The sequence below is a fragment of the Streptomyces sp. NPDC050988 genome (genome assembly GCF_044456225.1).
GTDB lineage: Bacteria > Actinomycetota > Actinomycetes > Streptomycetales > Streptomycetaceae > Streptomyces.
Genome location: NZ_JBITFQ010000018.1, coordinates 1 through 20,659 on the forward strand (window position 1 = coordinate 1; position 20,659 = coordinate 20,659).

Genomic DNA, 20,659 nt, shown 5'->3' on the forward strand with positions numbered 1-20,659 from the left:
CTCACAATGACGCCCTTGCCTCCGGCTCGGGGTTAGCACCACCTCTTCCCCCAGGGGACTTTCACCCCCAAGCAATCGCCCATGCTGGGCGCACACGGCGAAGGGGCCCCGGTCGGTTGACCGGGGCCCCTTCGCCATATCACGTACCTCGTATGTGCGTGCCGCCTACGCCGTCTTCTGCTCGCCCGGCCCCCGCCCGCGCGCGTCCCGCGGGATCAGGGTCGGGTTGACGTTCGAGCGGACGACCTCCGATGTGATGACGACGCGGGCCACATCCTTGCGGGACGGGACCTCGTACATCACCGCCTGGAGGACCTCTTCCATGATGGCGCGCAGGCCGCGTGCGCCGGTCTGGCGGAGGATGGCCTGGTCGGCGATGGCTTCGAGGGCCTCGCGCTCGAAGTCCAGCTCCACGCCGTCGAGTTCGAAGAGGCGCTGGTACTGCTTCACGAGCGCGTTGCGCGGCTCCACCAGGATCTGCAGGAGGGCCTCACGGTCGAGGTTGTGGACCGAAGTGATGACCGGGAGGCGGCCGATGAACTCCGGGATCATGCCGAACTTCACCAGGTCCTCGGGCATGACGTCCTCGAAGCGGTCCTTCGCCTCCAACTCCTTCTTCGAGCGGATCGTCGCGCCGAAGCCGATGCCCTTGGCACCCGCGCGGGACTCGACGATCTTCTCCAGGCCCGCGAAGGCGCCGCCCACGATGAACAGGACGTTCGTCGTGTCGATCTGGATGAATTCCTGGTGCGGGTGCTTGCGTCCGCCCTGGGGCGGGACCGAGGCCGTCGTGCCTTCGAGGATCTTCAACAGGGCCTGCTGGACGCCCTCGCCGGACACGTCGCGAGTGATCGAGGGGTTTTCGCTCTTACGAGCCACCTTGTCGATCTCGTCGATGTAGATGATGCCCGTCTCGGCCTTCTTGACGTCGTAGTCGGCGGCCTGGATGAGCTTCAGCAGGATGTTCTCGACGTCCTCGCCGACATAGCCGGCCTCCGTCAGCGCCGTCGCGTCGGCGATGGCGAACGGGACGTTCAGCATGCGGGCCAGGGTCTGGGCGAGGAGCGTCTTGCCCGAGCCCGTGGGGCCGAGGAGCAGGATGTTGGACTTCGCCAACTCGATGGCGTCCTCGCGGTTCTGACCCGTGCTGTTCTCACCGGCCTGGACCCGCTTGTAGTGGTTGTAGACCGCGACGGAGAGCGCCTTCTTGGCGGACTCCTGGCCCACGACGTACCCCTCGAGGAACTCGTAGATCTCGCGAGGTTTGGGGAGTTCCTCCCAGCGGACCTCGCTCGTTTCCGCGAGTTCCTCCTCGATGATCTCGTTGCAGAGGTCGATGCACTCGTCGCAGATGTACACACCAGGGCCTGCGATGAGCTTCTTGACCTGCTTCTGGCTCTTGCCACAGAACGAGCACTTGAGCAGATCGCCGCCGTCACCGATGCGTGCCACGGTGTGCTTCCCCTTCGCCTGGGAGACGCCTAGGTCCAGCGGCTCCTGGTGCTGCCTTATGTCCGACGGTACCTTGCCGAGCCCCCCGTTCGGGCCCCCCTTGGCGCGGTTCACTTTGTCGTGAACCGCGTCAAGGAGCGGCAGACGATACAGCGACGCGTCACGCGACCGCGGCGTTGTTCATCTTCCGGGTCGAGATGATCTGGTCGATCAGGCCGTACGCGAGCGCGTCCTCGGCCGTGAGGATCTTGTCGCGCTCGATGTCCTCGCGGATCTTGTCGATCGGCGTCGTCGAGTGCTTGGCCAGCATGTCTTCCAGCTGGGCGCGCATGCGGAGGATCTCGTTCGCCGCGATTTCGAGGTCCGAGACCTGACCTCGGCCGGTCTCGCTGTACGGCTGGTGGATCAGCACGCGGGCGTTGGGAAGTGCCATGCGCTTGCCCGGCGTACCAGCGGCGAGCAGGATCGCGGCGGCCGAGGCCGCCTGGCCCATGCAGACCGTCTGGATGTCCGGCTTCACGAACTGCATCGTGTCGTAAATCGCAGTGAGTGCCGTGAAGGAACCGCCGGGGCTGTTGATGTAGACCGAGATGTCCCGGTCGGGGTCCATCGACTCCAGGCACAGCAGCTGCGCCATGACGTCGTTGGCGGAGGCGTCGTCGATCTGCACGCCGAGGAAGATCACGCGCTCCTCGAAGAGCTTCGCGTACGGGTCGTACTCACGGACGCCCTGCGAGGTGCGCTCGACGAAGCGCGGGATGACGTAGCGGGACTCCGCGCGAGGGCCGGTGTACTCGGCCTCTGTGCGGGCGTAGAGGCCGCTGCCGGGGAAGTCGTTCACTGTGTCTCCTGGAAAGCCTGATAAGGGCTGAGGCGGTCGGCTGGGGGCTCGGAGGGGCTTGGTGCCGGTCTACGCCGGCACCCGGGTCGGCTGTGTGCCGACCTAGGCCGCTCCGGTGCCGCCGCCGCCAGGCATTCCGGCAGCGGTGGGCATGATGTCGTCGATGAGGCCGTACTCCTTGGCCTCGATCGGGTCGAACCAGCGGTCCCGGTCCGAGTCGCGGGTGATCTGCTCCACGGTCTGGCCGGTGTGGAAGGAGGTCAGTTCCGCCATCCGCTTCTTGGTGTGCAGCAGCCGCTCGGCGTGGATCTTGATGTCCGACGCGGAACCGGCGAGGCCGGCCGAGGGCTGGTGGATCAGGATCTCCGCGTTCGGCAGCGCGAAGCGCTTGCCCGGAGTGCCCGCGCTCAGCAGGAACTGGCCCATGGAGGCCGCCATGCCCATCGCGATCGTCACCACGTCGTTCTTGATGTACTGCATGGTGTCGTAGATCGCCATGCCGGCGGTGATCGAGCCGCCGGGGCTGTTGATGTAGAGGTAGATGTCCTTCTCCGGGTCGGAGGCAAGGAGCAGCAGCTGCGCCGTGATCTTGTTGGCGATGTCATCGTCGACCGCCTGGCCGAGGAAGATGATCCGCTCGCCGAGCAGCCGGTTGTAGACCTGGTCGCCGAGGCCACCACCGATGGGGTCGCCGGCGGCTGTGGGCATCAGATTCGTCACGTATCCACCTGCTCGTCTTACGACGGCGCCGGGCCGTCTCACGTCTTCTGCTGGGGGCGTGGGACCCCGTGTGCGCGCCGTGTCGGACGGCTCCGGGGACTCCCCTGCCCTCGTACTCATGGACCCTAACGCGCGGGTCCCTCCGGGGAATCCCGCAGAGGTGACTGTTCGCTGTGAGCGCATGCGCTCCGCTGGGTGAGCAGGGGGTACGGCCGGCCCCGCCCCGGCCTCTTGGGGGCGCGGGGAACTGCGCGCTCAGCCCCCGCCGGGCCGCGGTCGCGTCTGCCACGGGAGGTTCGACGGCGGGTGCGGCTAGGTGGCGGCCGGCCGCAGTCGCGTCTGCCGCGGGTGGCGCATCGGCGGGTGCGGGGTCGTGGACGGTTGCTCGCGCAGTTCCCCGCGCCCCTGGGAGGCCCTACGGGCCCCCGGGACATGTCCCGGGGGCCCGTAGTACGTACTGGTGAGGCGATCAGGCCTCGGTCTTCTCCTCGGAGGCCTCGGCGGCTGCCGGGGTCTCCTCAGCGGCTTCCTCGGTCGAGCCCTCGGCAGAGGCCTCGTCCTCGTCCTCGTCGTCCAGGTCGACGAGCTCGCCGTTCGTGTCCTTCACCGTGGCGGCCTCGACCACGACGGCCAGGGCCTTGCCGCGGGCGACCTCGCCGACGAGCATCGGGACCTGACCACCCTCGACGACCGCCTGGGCGAACTGGTCGGGGGACATGCCGGAGGAGGCAGCGCGCCGCATGAGGTGCTCGGTGAGCTCCTCCTGGTTGACGTTCAGCTTCTCCTTGTTGACGAGCTCGTCCAGGACGAACTGCGTCTTGATGCCCTTGACCGCGGCTTCCTTGGTCTCGGTGTCGAACTCCTCGGCCGTCTTGCCCTGGATCTCGAGGTACTTCTCGAGGTCGATGCCCATCTGGCCGAGCTGGTGGTGCTCCAGGTTGTGCTTGCGGGTGTTGATCTCGTCCTCGAGCAGCTTCTCGGGGACGGGCACCTCGACGAGCTCCAGCAGCTTCTCCAGGACGCGCTCCTGGGCCTGCGTGGCCTGGTCGTACTGCTTCATGTTCTCGAGGCGCTTGCGGCTGTCGCCACGCAGCTCTTCAAGGGTGTCGAACTCGGACGCGAGCTGCGCGAAGTCGTCGTCCAGCTCGGGCAGTTCGCGCTTGGCGACCTGGGTGACCTTGACGGTGACCTCGGCCTCCTTGCCGGCCGCCGAGCCGCCCTTGAGCTCGGAGGCGAAGGTGGCCTCGCCACCGGCCTCCACGCCCTTCACGGCGTCGTCGATGCCATCCAGCAGCTCACCGGAACCGATGGTGTAGGAGACGCCGCTCGCGACGCCGTCCTCCAGGACCTCGCCGTCGACCTTGGCCTCCAGGTCGAGGGTGACGACGTCGCCGTCCTCGGCGGCACGCTCGACCGGGGCGGTCGAGGCGAAGCGCTCACGCAGCTCCTCGACGGCCTTGTCGACGTCCTCTTCGCTGACCTCGACGGCGTCGACCTCGACCTCGATGCCGGAGTAGTCCGGGATCTCGATGGCCGGGCGGACGTCGACCTCGGCGGTGAAGTTCAGCGTCTCGCCGTCCTTCAGCTCCGTGATGTCGACCTCGGGCTGGCCGAGGACGTTCAGCTCGGCCTCGTTGACCGCGTCGGTGTAGAACTTCGGAAGCGCGTCGTTGACCGCTTCCTCAAGAACCGCACCGCGGCCGAACCGCTGGTCGATGACGCGCGCCGGAATCTTGCCCTTCCGGAACCCCTTCACCGTGACCTGCTGGTTGATCTTCTTGTACGCCGCGTCGAGGCTGTCCTTGAGCTCCTCGAAGGGCACCTCGATGCTGAGCCGAACCCGGGTCGGGTTCAGGGTCTCCACGGCGCTCTTCACGGTTCGGTCTCCTTGGGGGCTGACTTCTCTGGGTTCTGCTGACGTTCTCTGCCGGATACGGCGGAGCCTCAGCGGATTGGCGGCCCTTGAGGGACGTAACAATGCAGACACACGGGCGCGCAGTTTGCATACTAGCCGCAGGCGGTACACGCCCCAAAAGGTGATCTTGCCGATGTCCGACACGGTGGTCCGGCACGGTGGTCGGGGTGGCGGGATTTGAACCCACGGCCTTCCGCTCCCAAAGCGGACGCGCTACCAAGCTGCGCCACACCCCGTCTGGTGCGAGACGTAGGGTACATGCCCGCAGGCGGCGCGGCTCCCGCATTTCACGGGGCACTCGGGCCCTCCGGAACGGGGTGTGCGACGAGGGGGTGCGACCCGCTACGATGCTTCCGTGCCGCGCGTCACTGACCTGCGGCGCGTCCTGTGCGGGCGTAGCTCAATGGTAGAGCCCTAGTCTTCCAAACTAGCTACGCGGGTTCGATTCCCGTCGCCCGCTCTGTACGGCTCAGGGCCAGGTCGGAGATTCACTCCCCGACCTGGCCCTGACGCGTTTCCGGGGCGGGTTCGATTCCGGAAGCGGATCCGGAACCGGTCTGTCCCGTTCAGCTGCGTTCAGCTGCGGAGGAAGGCGATCAGTTCGCCCAGGAGGCGGGCCGGGGCGTCCAGGGGGACCAGGTGGCCCGCGTCCGGGATCGGGCGGAGGCGGGCGCCCGGGATCAGGGAGGCTAGTTCCTCGCCCTTGGCGGGTGGGATCCAGGTGTCCTCGGCGGCCCAGCAGACGGTGACCGGCAGATTCAGCGTGGGATAGAGGGGTTGGATCTCGTCCGTGTAGCGCTGGTCGGCCTGGGCGATCTGACGGTAGAACGCCGCCTGTCCCGCCGTGTCCGTCCAGGGGGCGACCAGGGCGTCCAGGGCCTCGGGCAGCAGCCCCCGATGGCTCGCGGAGCCCACGTACTCGCGGACCAGGGCCTCGTGCAGCGGGGCGGGCAGTCGCCCGAAGACCGCCGCGTGCTCGGCGACCAGGCGGAAGAAGGGTGAGCCCCAGGGGGCGAGTGCGACGGGGTCGACCAGGGCGAGACGCCGGTACTCGGCCTTGTGCAGCAGATGCGCGCGCAGTGCGACGCAGCCGCCGAAGTCGTGCGCGATCACCGACGGGTTCGACAGCCCCCAGACCCCCAGAAGCTCGGCGAACGCCTCGCCCTGCGCCTTGAGGGACACGTCCTGACCGTCGCTCTTCTGGGAGCTGCCGTAGCCCGGCATGTCCCAGACGTGGACCCGGTGGCCGTCGGCGGCGAGCGCCGGGGCGATGTCGTGCCACACGTACGACGAGAACGGGGTGCCGTGCAGCAGCACCACGGCTGGACCGTCCTGCGGCCCGAGGTGGTCCCACCGGAGGGTTCCGATCGGACTCTCCCAGCTCTCCCGCAACTCCCAGGCGTTCTCGGGGCTCACTTCCTCGGGCTCCTTCGGTCAAGAGGGTCGAGAGTGTGGCTGAGAGGTCGACGGATGGACGACGGATGAATGGATGAGAAGTCGTACGTCGACCGGAGGGCTCGGACGTCCACCGCGGGGACCTGATGGATTCCGTACGGCACACACGGGGCGTCGCCACGGCACATACGGGCGCCGCCGCTCAGGAGTCCGCGCCGGCGTGCGGCCCCGTTCCCGTCCGCTTCCCGGGCGCCCTTGACCGCCGGGAGTCCCCGAGTCGCTCAGAACTGGATCGAGTTGATGGTCTCCGCTACCGAGTTGAGGAACCGTTGGATGTCGTCCGCCATGCCTGTGGAGGCGAGGAAGAAACCGAAGAGCACGGCGACCACCGCCGGCCCGCCCTTGATCGATCCGCCTCGTATCAACACCACCAGGACGATCCCCAACAGAAGCACCACTGACAGCGAAATGGCCACAACTGATCACACCCTACGGTCGGTCCGCTCTCCCGGCCCGGAGGTGCAACCCCGCGCACCCCCGCCAGAACCATCGTGCCACCAACGAGCCCGGCGTATGCGGCTGGTGAGTCATCCTTCGGTCACAGACGCGAACAGCTGGTCGTCGCACGGCAATTCGACGGATCCCTCTCACGGGAAATTCAGGAAGATCGTTTCCATGTCCACACAGTCGTCCACACAACCTGTTCGCAGCCAATTCGAATTGTTGCCACAGGCACAGCAACGAGGCTGAAGACGGGTCACTAAAGACGACTCAACCGGACATTTCACCAGAGTCGCCCGCAGACGTTATGCACCATTTAGTCATGACGAATCTGGACGTAACACCCGCTTGCGGTATGACGATCGACACAGGCATCCGCATGACGACTTCACCAAATACCGGGTATCCGTACAGCGATAAGCAGGATTCGCCTCAGAGGTTTTACGAAATCACACAGACAACGCTAGGGTGCCTCAGATGTTCTACGCTGCCACGTCCCCCGCACGCGCAGCGAGGTCCAGGATCGTCTCCCCCAGCTCCTGGTGGGAGGGTCTGTGACGAACTCGCTCCGTCCGTACGGCCATCAGAGGGCTCCGCTCCCGTCGGCCCAGACACCGGCACCGGGTGTGCCGAGCCCGCGACCACCACGGAACCCGGGATCCCCGCAACCGGGTAACACCGCCACCGGGCCGGGCACCAAGCCCGCCAAGCAGCGCGACGCGTTCTTCGACAACGCCAAGTATCTGGCGATCGTGTTCGTCGCGATGGGTCACGCCTGGGAACCGCTGACCGACCACAGCCGCGCCGCCGAGGCGCTCTACATGGTCGTCTACACCTTCCACATGCCGGCCTTCATCCTCATCTCCGGCTACTTCTCCCGCAGTTTCGACATGCGCGCCGACCGGCTCCAGCGGCTGGTCACGGGCATCGCCGTGCCGTACATCCTCTTCGAGGTCGCGTACTCCCTCTTCAAGAAGTGGGCGGACGACGACCCGAGCCATCCGATCAGCCTGCTCGACCCCTGGTACCTCACGTGGTTCCTGGTCGCGCTGTTCGTGTGGCGGATGACGGTCCCGCTGTGGAAGGTCGTGCGCTGGCCCGTGCCGCTCGCGCTCGCCATCGCGATCCTCGCCTCCGTCTCGCCCGACATCGGCGACGACCTCGACCTCCAGCGGGTCCTGCAGTTCCTGCCGTTCTTCGTCGTGGGCCTGTTCATGAAGCCCGAGCACTTCCAGCTCATTCGGCGCCGCGAGGTGCGGATCCTGTCGGTTCCGGTCCTCCTGGGCGCGCTCGCCTTCGCCTACTGGGCGGGGCCGCGCATGAGCTCGGCGTGGTTCTACCACCGCGACAGCGCCCAGGAGTTGGGTGGCCCCTGGTGGGCCGGTGTCGTGATGACGCTCGCCATGTTCGGCTGCTCGCTCGTGCTCACATCGTGCTTCTTCGCCTGGGTGCCGCGCCGCAAAATGTGGTTCACGGTGCTCGGCGCGGGCACGCTGTACGGCTATCTGCTGCACGGCTTCCTCGCCAAGGGCTCCCGCTTCTGGGGCTGGTACGACGACTACGCGTGGCTGAACCAGCCGCTCGGCGAGATCTTCCTCACGGTTGTCGCCGCCGCGGTCATCACGGTGCTGTGTACGCCGCCTGTGCAGCGGGCGTTCCGGTTCGCGATGGAGCCGAAGATGGAGTGGGCGTTCAAGAGGGACGCCACGGAGTTGGCCCGGGAGCGGGCCAAGAAGTCGTAGGGCGCGCCCCCTCGCGCCCCCGCGGAGCGCTCCGCGGGGAACATGTCGTATGAACCTGCGGGTCCGGCCGTGGCTGGTCGTGCAGTTCCCCGCGCCCCTTACGGGGCCTTGGCCAGGCCCAGGAGTTTGCGCATTCTTGTGTACTTCTGGGTCAGGCGGGCCCGGGTGAACTCGTCGAGGGCCGCCAGGCGGGCCGGGTTCGCGTTGTGGGCCAGGTCCGACTCCTTCACCAGGAGGGCTCCCGGGGTGGCCAGGATGCGGTCGGCGTAGGCCTCCGGGGGCTCGTCCTTCCGCTTGGTGAGGGCCAGGACGATGTCCTTCGTGCGCCGGGACAGGGCGGCCTCGCGGAGCCAGTCCTCGGAGAGCGCGTCGTCCTCGACGGAGTCGTGCAGCCAGGCGGCGGCGATCTGTTCCTCGTCGCCGCCGCGGGCCCGCACCCCGTCGGCCACGGCCAGCAGGTGTTCGGTGTACGGGCGGCCCGCCTTGTCCGTCTGTGCGGCGTGGGCGTTCCGGGCCACGGCCTCGACCTCGGTGAGGGTCAGCAGGGGTCTCTCGGTCACTCGGCGCTCGTTCTCGTTCATGGGTCGAGTGTGCCCCGTATCGCGGCCCGTGCCGGTACGGTCGCCGCCGTCAGGCCGAGGATCACAATGGCCGCCGCGAACGAGCCGTACACCAGCGGGGGTATGTACGGTGCCTGGCCCGTCAGGCCCTTCATCATCGGGACGAGCGTGGCGAGCGCGATGGCCGTGCCGAGGGCGATGCCGGCGAGTGCGACGAGCAGGGCCTCCCAGCGGATCATGCGCATCACCTGGCGGCGGGTGGAACCGATGAGCCGCAGCGTGCCCAGCTCGCGCCGGCGGTCGAGGACCGTCATCACGAGCGTGTTGGCGGCGGCGACGGCCGCGAATCCGCCGAGGACGGCCGCCATGACGGTGTTCGCCCAGGCGTTGAGTTCACGGTCGAGGGACTGGGCGGTCGTGTAGTCCGCGCGGTCCAGGACAGTGCCCACCTTCGCCAGACCGCCGGCGCTCCCGCCCTTCGTCCAGACCTCCGTGAGGAAGGCGGAGCTGACGTGACCCGCCAAATCAGCCTGACCCATGGTGACTTGAGACAGGCCCATGCCCCGTTCGTACGTCGCCACGACGCGCGGGGACGTCTTCGTGCCGTCGGGCAGGCGCAGTTCCATCCGGTCGCCGACACCGACGCCGGCGTTCTCGGCCAGTGAGGCGTCGACCGCGATCTCGCCCCGCTTCAGGGACAGGGCGCCCTTGTCGACGTTCAGGTCCTGCACCCGGGCCAGGTCGCGTGCCGAGCCCGTGACGCCCTGGGTGGAGGCCGAGTCCAGGTACCCGTTCGCCCGCACGAGCACCTCGGTCTTCAACAGGCCGACGGCGGCGGTGACTTCGGGTGTGCGGCCGGCCTCGCGCACGGCGTCCGGAGCCAGTCCCCCGTCCGACGTCACGATGTAGTCGGCCACGATGCCGTCCCGCTGCTGCTCCTCGGTGACCCGCTCCTCGCTGGTGTGCATGAAGACGAGGACGGACGAGAAGGCCATCGCGAGGACGATCGGGGTGATCGCGGAGGCCAGCCGACGGGCGTTCGTACGCGAGTTGGCGGCGGCGAGCGATGCGGACGCTCCCGCGCCACGCAGCGGGAGCCCGAACAGCGCGGCGCAGGCGCGGGCGACCAGCGGTCCGAGAAGCGCCACGGCCAGCATGAACAGCATGACGATGCCCAGTGCGGCGTTGGCCGCGTCCTCGCCGGTCAGCGACGCGGCGAGCCCCGCGCAGACGCAGCCTCCGGCGGCCGCCGCGATCCCCAGAGGGGTACGGATCCAGCCCGGGCGCAGCCGCTCCACGGATGCCTCGGTGAGGGCCTGGCCCGGCTTGATCCGTGCCGGGCGACGGGCGGCCGCGTACCCGGCGAGCAGGGCGGCGACGAGCACCGCGCCGACGGCCGAGACCAGCGGGATGTACGAGACGGACAGGTCGACGGCCTCCGGGATCGCGCCCTTCTCCTTGAGCTGCCCGAACCACCAGCCTGCCAGCGCGATCCCGGGCACCAGGCCGGCCAGTCCGGCGAGGGGCGCGACGAGCAGGGTCTCGGTGGCGATGGAGCGGCGGATCTGACGCGGGGTCGTGCCGATGGCCCTCAACAGGGCGAACTCTCGGGCGCGTTGGGCGACGGACAGCGCCACGGTGCCCATCGCCGTGAAGACGGCGACCGTCGCGGCGATACCGCCGAAGGAGCCGCCGAGCGCGATGAGCAACTCCTTTGCCTCGGCGAGGGAGGAGTCCTCGACGGTCCCTCGGTCACCCCCGGCGTACACCTCGGCGCGGTTGCCGAGGGCGTGCTCCACCTGGGACTTGAGGTCCCCGGCCGACACACCTTCCTTCGGAAGGACGGCGATGGCGTCGACGCGGCCGGGGTGCCCGGAGACGCGTACGGCTTCGGTGTCGGTGAACCAGACGGTGGGCGCCCCGGCCTTGGTGAGCCCGGATACGCGGAAGGTGCGGGGGCCGTCGGCCGTGGTGAGGCTGACGCGGTCGCCCACCGTGCCGTTCGCGAGGACACCCCGCGTGAGGGCGACTTCGCCCGCCCCGGGAGCCTTCCCGGACGTCAGTCGCTCGCCGGTGAAGGCGGTGGAACCCCAGCCGTGGGCGGTGACCTGCCCACCGGCCCGCGTCTGGACGGGGAAGGTCACATCCGGCACGGCCGCCCGCGCCCCGGGCACCGAACCGGCCTTCGCCACCAGGGAGTTGTCCAGCCAGGCCCTGTCCGGGACCGGTACGGCGTCGTCCTCGCGGTCCTCGCCGTGGCCGGTGACGAGGTGGGCCCGCTGGTCGGCGGCGGCGACCACGGGGACGTCGGCGTACCGGACGGGCGGAACCGAGGCCCGCAGGCCGGTCTCCAGGAGGATGCCGCACGCCGAGACGATGAACGCGGCCATGGCGAGCGCGACGAACGTGCCCACGAAGGCGGCGGGCTTGAAGCGGACGGTGGCGCGGGCGAGGCCGTTGGGTACGAACATCAGGCTGCCGCTCCCGAGAAGGAGGGCGCGGCCAGCGAGGCCATACGGGCGGCGATCCGGTCGGCCGGGGCACGCTCCAGGTGGTCGACGATCGAGCCGTCGGCGAGGAACAGGACCCGGTCGGCCCAGGCGGCGGCCGCCGGATCGTGGGTGACCATGACGACGGTGGCACCGAGCCCGTCCACCGCCTGCCTCAGCAGACCGAGGACCTCGGCCGCGGTGGTGGTGTCCAGCGCTCCCGTTGGCTCGTCGGCGAAGACGACATCGGGGCGAGTAACTAGGGCGCGGGCGATGGCGACGCGCTGCTGCTGCCCGCCGGAGAGCTGGCCGGGGCGTCGGCGCGCCAGGCCGTCGAGGCCGACCTGACCGAGGACGGCTGCGGCCCGGCGCCGGTCGGGCCGGTGACCCGCCAGGCGCATCGGCAGCACCACGTTCTGCTCGACCGTCAGGGACGGCAGCAGGTTGAACGCCTGGAAGACGAACCCGAGGCGCGAACGCCTCAGCGCCGTCAGCTTGTTCTCGCTCATGCCCGTGATGTCCGTGCCGCCGAGCCGGACCGTGCCGCCGCTCGGCCGGTCGAGGCCGGCCGCGCACTGCAGGAACGTGGACTTGCCCGAGCCGGACGGCCCCATCACGGCGGTGAAGCTGCCGCGCGGGAGCGCGAGGTCGATACCGCGCAGGGCGTGCACGGCGGAGGCGCCGCGCCCGTACTGCCTCCGCACGCCCCGCAGTTCGACGGCCCAGTCCCCCGCCGGGCCGCTCTCGCCCTGTGCGACGACCGCCGGCCCGCTCGTGCTCCGTGTCCGTACGGCGTCCCCGTCCTCGTACCGCTTCCTGCGCAGCCCCATGGCCGGGTCCGCCTTCCCTCACTCGTAGCCCCGCTCGTCGCAGCGCGCTCGCTGCCGATGTCTCGAAACTACGGATTCGGGACCGCTCGGGACCATGAGGGCGACCGCCGAGTCCAGCTGGGGTAAACCCCACCACTCGGCACGGCCCGACCGACCACCCAGGTCGTTTGGTAAACTAATTACTGACGATTCCTTGACGCTTCTTTGACCAATTTCTGACCGAACCCCCTCACGGAACACCCTCACCGAACACCCCCTGACCGAACCCCCTGCCCACTCTCTCGACCAAGGAGGAACGGGCCCATCGGACACGCAGAGCTTCTGATCGCCATGGGCGGCGCCTTTCTGGCCGCCGCCGTTCTCGCCCGCGCGGGTGCCCGTATCGGGCTCCCCACGATTCCCCTCTTCATCCTGGCCGGCATCCTGCTCGGCCCCCACACGCCCGGCATCGTGCTCGTCTCGGACCCGCACGACATGGAGATGCTCTCCGCACTCGGCCTGGTCCTGCTGCTCTTCTACCTCGGCCTCGAGTTCCACATGGACGACCTCAAGGCGGGCGGGCGCCGGATGGCTCTCGCCGGGGGTACGTATCTGGCGCTGAACGTCGGCGCGGGCCTGGGTTTCGGATTCGCCCTCGGCTGGGGCACCTCCGAGGCGCTGGTCCTCGCCGGGGTGCTGGGCATCTCGTCGTCCGCGATCGTGACGAAGGTGCTCGTGGACACGGGGCGGCTCGGTAACCCCGAGACCAAGCCGATCCTCGGCATCATCGTCGTCGAGGACATCTTCCTCGCCCTCTACCTCGCGGCCCTCCAGCCGATCCTGTCCGGCGCGAACTCCCTCGGCGCAGCCGTCCTCGACGGCGGCAAGGCCTTCGCCTTCCTGCTGCTGCTCGCCCTCGCGGCGCGGTTCGGTACGCGGGTGGTGGGGCGGCTCTTCGACACCAAGGACGACGAGCTGCTGGTCATCTCCTTCCTCGGGGCGGCCGTGTTCATGGCGGGGGTCTCGGAGTGGTTCGGGGTGGCGGACGCGATCGGGGCGTTCATGGTCGGGCTGATGCTCGGCAGTACGTCCTCCGGGGAGCGGATACGGAAGCTGGTGCATCCGTTGCGGGACGCCTTCGGCGCGATGTTCTTCTTCGCGTTCGGGCTGTCCATCGATCCCGGTGATCTGCCCACCGTGCTCTGGCCGGTGCTGGCCGCGGTGGCGCTGACGCTCGTCATGAACGTGCTTGCGGGGCTTGGGGCGGCTCGGGTGTACGGGTTCGGGGCCGGGCCCGCGGCCAATATCTCCACGACTCTTCTGGCTCGGGGGGAGTTCGCGCTCATCCTTGCGACGATGGCTGCGGTGGCGGGGCTCGATGATCGGCTGTCGCCGTTCATCGCGGGGTATGTGTTGCTCTTGGCCGTCCTTGGGCCGCTTGCTGCGGGGCGGGCGGGGTGGCTGGCTCGGGTGTTGCCCGGGGGGCGGGACGTGGAGGTCGAACGGGACGTGGCACGAGTCGGCTGAGGCCGACCGCGTTCGTCCTGTGTGGTGTGGGTTGCTGTGAACGGCCTTTCTCTTCCCCAACCCCACCCCTTCCCGAAACTGGGGCTCCGCCCCGGGGGTGGGTGGGGGTTGGGGCGGATCGGCGAGTGCGGGCCCACTGTGGCTTGTCGCGCAGTTCCCCGCGCCCCTGAAGGCACCGGTGCCTGGGCCGGTTCGCCGTGTGCGGGTCCATCGTGGTTGCTCGCGCCGTTCCCCGCGCCCCTAAAAGCACCCGTGCCCAGGCCCGTCCGGCACGTGACGGTCCGTCCTCGTTGCTCGCGCAGTTCCCCGCGCCCCTAAAAGCACCCGTGCCCAGGCCCGTCCGGCACGTGACGGTCCGTCCTCGTTGCTCGCGCAGTTCCTCGCGCCCCTGAAGACACCGGTGGCCAGGCCGGTTCACCACGTGCGGGCCGACCTGGCTTGCTCGCGCCGTTCCCCGCGCCCCTGAAGGGGCACCGGCCGGAGGGGACGTGGCGGGATGTGTGGCCGCAGCTTACGGCGACATGGGGAGGCGGTCGGCTTGGAAGTGGGGGTTGCGGCCTCCGCTGCGGGCGGACATTCCGACGCGGCCCCGCACCCGAACTACGAGCCGAAACCCCCAACCACCCCAGGGGCGCGGGGAACTGCGCGACCAGCCACAACGAACCCGCAGACGAACACGAACCCCGACAACTCAGACCGTCGCCGGCCCCATCGTCGCGCCCTCGCGACAGATCAGCAGCAACGCCCGGTCATCGTTCACATCCTTGGCGACGGCCTCGATGAGGTGCCAGGCGGCGCCATGGAAGCCCCCGGCCACATACCGGTCGGCCTCGCCGGTGAGGCGGTCGATGCCCTCGACGATGTCCCGGTCGGATGTCTCCACCAGTCCGTCCGTGAAAAGCATCAGGACATCTCCAGGCCGCAACGAACCCTTCACCGGGTCGAACTGGGCCCCGTCGTACACCCCCAGCAACGGCCCCTCCGCGGCCTTCTCCTCCCAGCGCCCATTCCCCGCGCTGAGCTGAAGCCCCGGCGGATGCCCGGCCGAGAACAGTTCGTAGTCGCCCGAGTCCAGGTCCAGGACCAGATGGATCGACGTGGCGAACCCCTCGTCCCAGTCCTGCCGGAGCAGATACCCGTTCGCCGCGGGCAGGAAGGCGTGCGGGGGAAGCGAGCCCAGCAAGCCCCCGAACGCCCCGGACAGAAGCAGCGCACGCGACCCCGCGTCCATCCCCTTGCCGGAGACGTCCGTCAGGACAACCTCGAGCGTGCGGCCCCCGTTCGTACGGGCAGCGACGACGAAGTCGCCGGAGAACGACTGCCCGCCGGCCGGCCGCAGGGCCATCTCCCGATGCCAACCCATCGGCAGCTTCGGCAGCTTGCTCTGCACCCGGATCCGCTCGCGGAGGTCGAACAGCATGGTCCCGCCCCGCCGCCACGGCACACCCACCCGGCTGCGAAACTGGGCGATGAGGAGTCCGAAGAACCCGCACGCCGCCACGACCAGCACGATTCCGGGCGTCACCCGCGAAGGTCCCTCCGTGTAGGGCCCGAGTTTCACGGACTCCACGATCAGCGCGGTGGCGGCCGCGGCGTACAGCCCGAGCAGGCTCGACGGCCGCAGCAGCAGCCCGCCGGCGACGATCGGCAGGACCAGCAGCGCCGGCGAGCACCAGACCGAGTTCATGAGTGTGAGGCAGGCGATCACGGGAATGGTCAGCAGCAGACCGGCGAGCGCGACCCAGTCGGAACCGTCGCCGCGGAAGTAGTCGACAGCGGATCTGCGCAGGCCGGTGCGGACCCGGTGAACCTGCTTCTTCAACCGGGCCGTGAACGTATCGGCTTCAGCGCGCCGCTCTCGTCCTGCTGCCATTAGTTCGGGACCCTATCCATCGGACCAGGTGCTTGGCACGGGAGGTCCCACTTGTCCCCCGTCCGGGGACGGAAGTCACAGGGAATTCCGACCCTCGCAGAGCGTACGGCCGGATACGGACCCGACATCCCCGGGCGGGGAGAAATACAGTCGCTCATCCCGGATTGCCCTGGTAGGCATGAGGACATGACGACAGAACTGCGCGTGCTGCGCCCGGACGACTGGGACAAGTGGTACGGGAATCTGGAGCTCGCGTTCGGCGGGGTCGCGGAATCCCCCGAGGAGAGGTCGCTGTGGAGCGACCTCACGGAGCACGACCGGTTCATCGGCGCCTGGGACGGCGACGACTGTGTGGGCACGACCGGTGCGTTCACGTTCCGGGTCACCGTCCCGGGCGGCGCCGCCGTGCAGGCGGCCGGCGTCACGATGGTGAGCGTCTCCTCGACGCACCGCAGGCGCGGTGTGCTGCGGTCGATGATGCGGCGCCAGCTGGACGACGTACGGTCCTGGGGCGAGTCTCTCGCGGTGCTCACAGCGTCCGAGCCGGTCATCTACGGCCGGTTCGGCTACGGCGCGGCGACACACCAACTGCGCGCCGAGATCGACACGTCCCGGGTGCGGCTGTCGGTGCCGGAGGGCACGGACGACGTACGGCTGCGGCTCGTGGTACCGGACGCGCCGGCCGTACGCGACGCCTGTGAGGCCGTGTACGCGCGTCAGGCGGCGGCCAGGCCCGGGATGCTGGAGCGCAGGCCCGGCTGGGAGCGGCTGCCGCTGCTCGACCCGGAGAGCGACCGCAAGGGCACCTCGCCGCTGCAGTGCGTGCTCGCCGAGCGGGACGGCGAAGTGGTCGGCTACGCCCGGTACTTCATCAAGCCGGACTGGGACTCGGCCGGCCCCAGCGGCGCCGTCGAGCTGCGCGACCTGGAGGCGCTCGACCCGGCCGCGTACGCCGCGCTGTGGCAGCACCTCTTCGGCATCGACCTGACGTCGACGGTGAAGACGCACAGCCGTCCCGTCGACGACGCCTGGCAGCACCTGGTCTCCGACCCCCGGCGGTGCGCCCTGTCGCCCCGGGACTCGCTGTACGTGCGACTCGTCGACGTCGGTGCGGCGCTGGAGGCACGGACGTACCAGGCGCCCGTGGACGTCGTGTTCGAGGTCGAGGACTCCTTCTGCCCCTGGAACGAGGGGCGTTGGCGGCTCACGGGTGACGCGAAGGGAGCGTCCTGTACGCGGACGGCCGACGCGGCCGATCTCACCCTGTCCGTACGGGAGTTGGGGTCCGTCTATCTCGGTGGCGTGTCCCTCGCCTCGCTCGCCGCGGCGGGGCGGGTGCGGGAGCAGCGCCAGGGCGCCCTCGCGGAGGCCTCGCTCGGCTTCTCCTCCGTCGTGGCGCCCTGGCTGCCGCACGGCTTCTGAGCCGTGCCGGGCCCGTCCGCCGTCGGGACCGTCCGCCGTCGGGACCGATGACCTTCAGGTCTTCTGACAGGTCGGGCACCAGAAGAGGTTGCGGGCGGCGAGATCGGCGGTGCGGATCTCGCCGCCACAGATGTGACAGGGCAGGTTGGCCCTGCGGTACACGTAGACCTCGCCGCCGTGGTCGTCCTTGCGCGGCGGGCGGCCCATCGCCTCGGGTTCGTGCTCCGGGCGGACGGTGTCGATGCGGTTGTTGCGGACGCCCTCGCGCATGAGCGCGACCAGGTCCGCCCAGATCGCGTCCCACTCGGCCGGAGTGACGTCCTTGCCCGCCCTGTACGGGTCGATGCCGTGCCGGAAGAGGACCTCGGCGCGGTAGACGTTGCCCACGCCCGCGATGATCTTCTGGTCCATGAGGAGTGCGGCGATCGTCGTACGGCTGCGGGAGACGCGGGTGTACGCGCGCGCCGGTTCCGCGTCCTCGCGCAGCGGGTCCGGGCCCAGGCGGGCGTGTATCGCCTGCTTCTCCGTGTCCGTGATCAGCGTGCAGGTGGTCGGGCCGCGGAGGTCCACGTACGTGGTGTCGTTCGCGAGTCTCAGGCGGACCGTGTCCGTGGGTGGGGGTGCGGGGGTGGTGCCGAAGTTCACCTTGCCGAAGAGGCCGAGGTGGATGTGGATCCAGTCCTCGGACTCGAAGCGGAGGAAGAGGTGTTTGCCGTGGGCTTCCGCCGTGGTGAACTCCATGCCGTTCAGGAGCGCCGCGGCGTCCGCGAACTTGCCCTGGGGGCTGGTGACGCGTGCCCCGCGTCCACGGAAGCCGGCGAGGTAGTCCTCGGCCAGCCGATGAATGGTGTGCCCTTCGGGCACGGCGCCTCCTGGGTGGGTTGCGGTACGAGCGGTTTCTCTTCCCCAGCCCCACCCCTTCCCGAAACTGGGGCTCCGCCCCAGACCCCGTGGGGTGCGTTGTCGGGTGCGGGTGGGATGTGGCTGATCGCGCAGTTCCCCGCGCCCCTAAAGACCTAAGGGGCGCGGGGAACTGCGCAATCTTTTACGGGGGTTCGGGGGCGGAGCCCCTGAGTAGTGACGGGAATGGGTAGGGGCGGCGGGGGCGAAAAAACCCTAGCCCTGCGGGTGGTGGGCCGGGATCGACGGAAGGGCGCCCGTCGTCTCGTACGTCGACAGCATGTCGATGCGGCGGATGTGGCGCTCGTCGCCGGAGAACGGGGTGCCGAGGAAGATCTCGACGAACTTGGTCGCCTCCTCCTCGGTGTGCATCCGCGCACCGACAGCCACCACGTTGGCGTCGTTGTGCTCCCGCCCGAGCGCCGCGGTCTGCTCGCTCCACGCGAGCGCGGCCCGCACACCCTCGACCTTGTTCGCCGCGATCTGCTCCCCGTTCCCCGAGCCGCCGATCACGATGCCCAGCGAGCCCGGGTCGGCCGCCGTGCGCTCCGCGGCGCGTAGGCAGAACGGCGGGTAGTCGTCCTGGGCGTCATAGATGAGGGGCCCGCAGTCGACGGGCTCGTGCCCGGCCGCCCTGAGCCACTCGACGAGGTGGTTCTTGAGTTCGAAACCGGCATGGTCGGAGCCGAGATACACGCGCATGGTCCGAGTGTGACACGCCTGTTTCCGATCGGCCCCGTCGGGGCAGGCGCACGAAATGCGCTGAGTCGCATGACGGAAAAGCGTGAGCAACACTACAGAACCTCAAGGAAACCTCAAGTAACGATCTGGATTCAAAGGTTCACGAATCCATTCGCCTGGGATTCACTGGACCGGCTCGTGCACCTCGTGTGCATCGCCCGTACACCGCTCGTACGGACTCCCCGTAGGAAAACCGCGGTATTCGCAACATCCGCGGTGGCTCGTAGTCCCCCACTTGAGTCCCCCTCCCCCACAGTCCCCGGCGCAAAGGAACACCGCCCTATGACCTCGCAGCCGACTCTGACGAAGGCCGGAAACGGCCCCGACGGGCCCGGAGAACCCGGAGGGCCCGACGCCGGCCTTCAGGCCGGGCTCAAGAACCGTCACCTCTCGATGATCGCCATCGGCGGAGTCATCGGCGCCGGCCTGTTCGTCGGCTCCAGCTCCGGTATCGCCACCGCGGGCCCCGGCATCCTCCTGTCGTACGCCCTGGTCGGCACGATGGTCGTCCTCGTGATGCGGATGCTCGGCGAGATGTCCGCCGCGAACCCGACCTCGGGTTCGTTCTCGGCGCACGCGGACCGTGCGCTCGGCCGGTGGGCCGGGTTCTCGATCGGCTGGCTGTACTGGTTCTTCTGGGTCGTCGTGCTCGCCATCGAGGCGACCGCGGGTGCCGTGATCCTGGAGAGCTGGATCCCCGCCGTACCGCAGTGGGGCTGGGCACTCATCGTCATGGTCGTCCTGACCGCGACGAACCTGGTCTCCGTCGGCTCGTACGGCGAGTTCGAGTTCTGGTTCGCCGGGATCAAGGTCGTCGCGATCGGCGCGTTCATCGTCATCGGCGGGCTCGCGGTCTTCGGCGTACTGCCGGGTGTCGACAGCGACACGGCAGGGCTCGGGAACCTCACCGACCACGGAGGGTTCCTGCCGAACGGGCCGGGCGCGATCCTCACCGGCATCCTGCTCGTCGTCTTCTCCTTCATGGGCAGCGAGATCGCCACCCTGGCGGCGGGCGAGTCGGAGAACCCGCAGCGCGCGGTCACCAAGTCCACCAACAGCATCATCTGGCGGATCGGCGTCTTCTACCTCGGCTCGATCTTCGTCGTGGTCACGCTGCTGCCCTGGGACTCGGACGCCATCCAGAAGGACGGCTCGTACGTCGCCGCGCTGAACTCGCTCGGCATCCCGAACGCCGGCGAGATCATGAAGTTCATCGTGCTGACGTCCGTACTGTCCTGTCTCAACTCCGGCCTCTACACGGCCTCCCGCATGGCCTTCTCGCTGGGTCAGCGCGGTGACGCGCCGAAGTCCTTCGCCCGTACCACCAGCCGTGGTGTGCCGATGACGGCGATCATCGCCTCGGTCGTCTTCGGCTTCGTGGCGGTGTTCTTCAACTACGAGTTCCCCGACTCGGTCTTCCTCTTCCTGGTCAACTCCTCCGGCGCGGTCGCCCTGTTCGTCTGGCTCGTCATCTGCCTCTCGCAGCTGCGGATGCGGAAGATCATCGAGCGCGAGACGCCGGAGAAGCTGGTCGTGCGGATGTGGCTGTACCCGTATCTGACGTACGCGACGATCGCGCTGATCGTCTTCGTCCTCGGCTACATGCTCACCGACACCGAGCACGACGGCCGCAAGACCGTACTGCTGTCGCTTCTTGTGGCTGCCGTCGTCGTCGGCATCGCGCTGGTGCTGGAGAAGGTGCGGCGCGGGAAGGCCCGGGCCGAGCTCCAGGAGGAGCAGGACTCCGCCACGGTCTGACGGCTCGCCGATCG

At 69.0% G+C, this 20,659-nt stretch carries 16 protein-coding genes and 2 tRNA genes; 5 read left to right on the plus strand and 13 right to left on the minus strand.

The genetic code is table 11. The features are described from left to right. Window positions 1-165: 165 nt before the first annotated feature. From clpX to ACIBEI_RS30945, 5 genes are all read right to left on the minus strand, one after another. Window positions 166-1,452, minus strand: a complete 1,287-nt coding sequence (clpX, locus tag ACIBEI_RS30925) for an ATP-dependent Clp protease ATP-binding subunit ClpX (RefSeq protein WP_398893500.1) — start codon at window positions 1,450-1,452, stop codon at window positions 166-168. Between the two features lie 160 nt (window positions 1,453-1,612). Next, complete coding sequence (locus tag ACIBEI_RS30930) at window positions 1,613-2,293, minus strand: ATP-dependent Clp protease proteolytic subunit (protein ID WP_398893501.1); 681 nt, start codon at window positions 2,291-2,293, stop codon at window positions 1,613-1,615. Between the two features lie 102 nt (window positions 2,294-2,395). Then, window positions 2,396-3,001, minus strand: coding sequence for an ATP-dependent Clp protease proteolytic subunit (locus ACIBEI_RS30935; protein ID WP_189838477.1), 606 nt, complete (start codon window positions 2,999-3,001; stop codon window positions 2,396-2,398). 481 nt (window positions 3,002-3,482) lie between these two features. Next, the gene (tig, locus tag ACIBEI_RS30940; RefSeq protein ID WP_398893502.1) at window positions 3,483-4,889 is read right to left on the minus strand and encodes a trigger factor; all 1,407 of its coding nucleotides are present in this window, start codon (window positions 4,887-4,889) and stop codon (window positions 3,483-3,485) included. Between the two features lie 198 nt (window positions 4,890-5,087). Then, a tRNA-Pro gene (locus tag ACIBEI_RS30945) sits at window positions 5,088-5,164 on the minus strand. A gap of 153 nt (window positions 5,165-5,317) precedes the next feature. Here ACIBEI_RS30945 and ACIBEI_RS30950 point away from each other — a divergent pair. Then, window positions 5,318-5,388 (plus strand) — tRNA-Gly (locus ACIBEI_RS30950). A 116-nt stretch (window positions 5,389-5,504) separates the two neighbouring features. On the opposite strand, the gene ACIBEI_RS30955 is transcribed toward ACIBEI_RS30950, so the two are convergent. Further along, window positions 5,505-6,344, minus strand: coding sequence for an alpha/beta fold hydrolase (locus ACIBEI_RS30955; protein ID WP_398893503.1), 840 nt, complete (start codon window positions 6,342-6,344; stop codon window positions 5,505-5,507). A gap of 260 nt (window positions 6,345-6,604) precedes the next feature. Then, the gene (locus tag ACIBEI_RS30960) at window positions 6,605-6,799 is read right to left on the minus strand and encodes a hypothetical protein (protein WP_055611884.1); all 195 of its coding nucleotides are present in this window, start codon (window positions 6,797-6,799) and stop codon (window positions 6,605-6,607) included. A gap of 579 nt (window positions 6,800-7,378) precedes the next feature. Between ACIBEI_RS30960 and ACIBEI_RS30965 the strand changes: the two genes are divergently transcribed. Then, the gene (locus ACIBEI_RS30965; protein WP_398893504.1) at window positions 7,379-8,566 is read left to right on the plus strand and encodes an acyltransferase family protein; all 1,188 of its coding nucleotides are present in this window, start codon (window positions 7,379-7,381) and stop codon (window positions 8,564-8,566) included. A gap of 98 nt (window positions 8,567-8,664) precedes the next feature. Here the strand turns inward: ACIBEI_RS30965 and ACIBEI_RS30970 are convergent, their stop codons facing one another. The 3 genes from ACIBEI_RS30970 to ACIBEI_RS30980 are packed head-to-tail and all read right to left on the minus strand — an operon-like array spanning window position 8,665 to window position 12,445. Beyond that, window positions 8,665-9,147, minus strand: a complete 483-nt coding sequence (locus tag ACIBEI_RS30970; RefSeq protein ID WP_398893505.1) for an HD domain-containing protein — start codon at window positions 9,145-9,147, stop codon at window positions 8,665-8,667. Next, a complete protein-coding gene (locus ACIBEI_RS30975; RefSeq protein WP_398893506.1) occupies window positions 9,144-11,597 on the minus strand; it encodes an ABC transporter permease in 2,454 nt (817 codons plus the stop codon). The genes ACIBEI_RS30970 and ACIBEI_RS30975 overlap by 4 nt, the downstream gene beginning before the upstream one ends. Next, on the minus strand, window positions 11,597-12,445 hold the full coding sequence (locus tag ACIBEI_RS30980) for an ABC transporter ATP-binding protein (RefSeq protein WP_398893507.1): 849 nt from the start codon (window positions 12,443-12,445) through the stop codon (window positions 11,597-11,599). Before ACIBEI_RS30980 ends, ACIBEI_RS30975 begins: the two co-directional genes overlap by 1 nt. 330 nt (window positions 12,446-12,775) lie before the next feature. On the opposite strand from ACIBEI_RS30980, the gene ACIBEI_RS30985 reads away from it, so the two are divergent. Then, entirely contained in the window at window positions 12,776-13,951 is a 1,176-nt protein-coding gene (locus tag ACIBEI_RS30985) for a cation:proton antiporter (protein ID WP_398893508.1), read from the plus strand. A 691-nt stretch (window positions 13,952-14,642) separates the two neighbouring features. Here the strand turns inward: ACIBEI_RS30985 and ACIBEI_RS30990 are convergent. After that, the gene (locus ACIBEI_RS30990; protein ID WP_398893509.1) at window positions 14,643-15,824 is read right to left on the minus strand and encodes a PP2C family protein-serine/threonine phosphatase; all 1,182 of its coding nucleotides are present in this window, start codon (window positions 15,822-15,824) and stop codon (window positions 14,643-14,645) included. Window positions 15,825-16,010: 186 nt separating this feature from the next. On the opposite strand from ACIBEI_RS30990, the gene ACIBEI_RS30995 reads away from it, so the two are divergent. Continuing rightward, entirely contained in the window at window positions 16,011-17,246 is a 1,236-nt protein-coding gene (locus tag ACIBEI_RS30995; protein WP_398893510.1) for a GNAT family N-acetyltransferase, read from the plus strand. Between the two features lie 54 nt (window positions 17,247-17,300). Here ACIBEI_RS30995 and ACIBEI_RS31000 read toward each other — a convergent pair whose 3' ends face one another. Both ACIBEI_RS31000 and ACIBEI_RS31005 read right to left on the minus strand, forming a co-directional pair. Further along, window positions 17,301-18,110, minus strand: coding sequence for an Fpg/Nei family DNA glycosylase (locus ACIBEI_RS31000; protein WP_398893511.1), 810 nt, complete (start codon window positions 18,108-18,110; stop codon window positions 17,301-17,303). Window positions 18,111-18,362: 252 nt separating this feature from the next. Continuing rightward, on the minus strand, window positions 18,363-18,848 hold the full coding sequence (locus ACIBEI_RS31005) for a ribose-5-phosphate isomerase (RefSeq protein ID WP_398893512.1): 486 nt from the start codon (window positions 18,846-18,848) through the stop codon (window positions 18,363-18,365). Window positions 18,849-19,169: 321 nt separating this feature from the next. Between ACIBEI_RS31005 and ACIBEI_RS31010 the strand changes: the two genes are divergently transcribed. Further along, window positions 19,170-20,645 carry an amino acid permease gene (locus tag ACIBEI_RS31010; RefSeq protein WP_398893513.1) on the plus strand — a complete coding sequence of 492 codons (1,476 nt, stop codon included), beginning with the start codon at window positions 19,170-19,172 and terminating at the stop codon, window positions 20,643-20,645. Window positions 20,646-20,659 lie beyond the last annotated feature (14 nt).

Excerpts from the sequence above, each read along its gene's own strand:
- ACIBEI_RS30935 (WP_189838477.1), bottom strand. The coding sequence starts at position 3,001 with ATGCCCACAGCCGCCGGCGACCCCATCGGTGGTGGCCTCGGCGACCAG.
- ACIBEI_RS30970 (WP_398893505.1), bottom strand. The coding sequence starts at position 9,147 with ATGAACGAGAACGAGCGCCGAGTGACCGAGAGACCCCTGCTGACCCTC.
- ACIBEI_RS30975 (WP_398893506.1), bottom strand. The coding sequence starts at position 11,597 with ATGTTCGTACCCAACGGCCTCGCCCGCGCCACCGTCCGCTTCAAGCCC.
- ACIBEI_RS30980 (WP_398893507.1), bottom strand. The coding sequence starts at position 12,445 with ATGGGGCTGCGCAGGAAGCGGTACGAGGACGGGGACGCCGTACGGACA.
- ACIBEI_RS30985 (WP_398893508.1), top strand. The coding sequence starts at position 12,776 with ATGGGCGGCGCCTTTCTGGCCGCCGCCGTTCTCGCCCGCGCGGGTGCC.
- ACIBEI_RS30990 (WP_398893509.1), bottom strand. The coding sequence starts at position 15,824 with ATGGCAGCAGGACGAGAGCGGCGCGCTGAAGCCGATACGTTCACGGCC.
- ACIBEI_RS30995 (WP_398893510.1), top strand. The coding sequence starts at position 16,011 with ATGACGACAGAACTGCGCGTGCTGCGCCCGGACGACTGGGACAAGTGG.
- ACIBEI_RS31005 (WP_398893512.1), bottom strand. The coding sequence starts at position 18,848 with ATGCGCGTGTATCTCGGCTCCGACCATGCCGGTTTCGAACTCAAGAAC.
- ACIBEI_RS31010 (WP_398893513.1), top strand. The coding sequence starts at position 19,170 with ATGACCTCGCAGCCGACTCTGACGAAGGCCGGAAACGGCCCCGACGGG.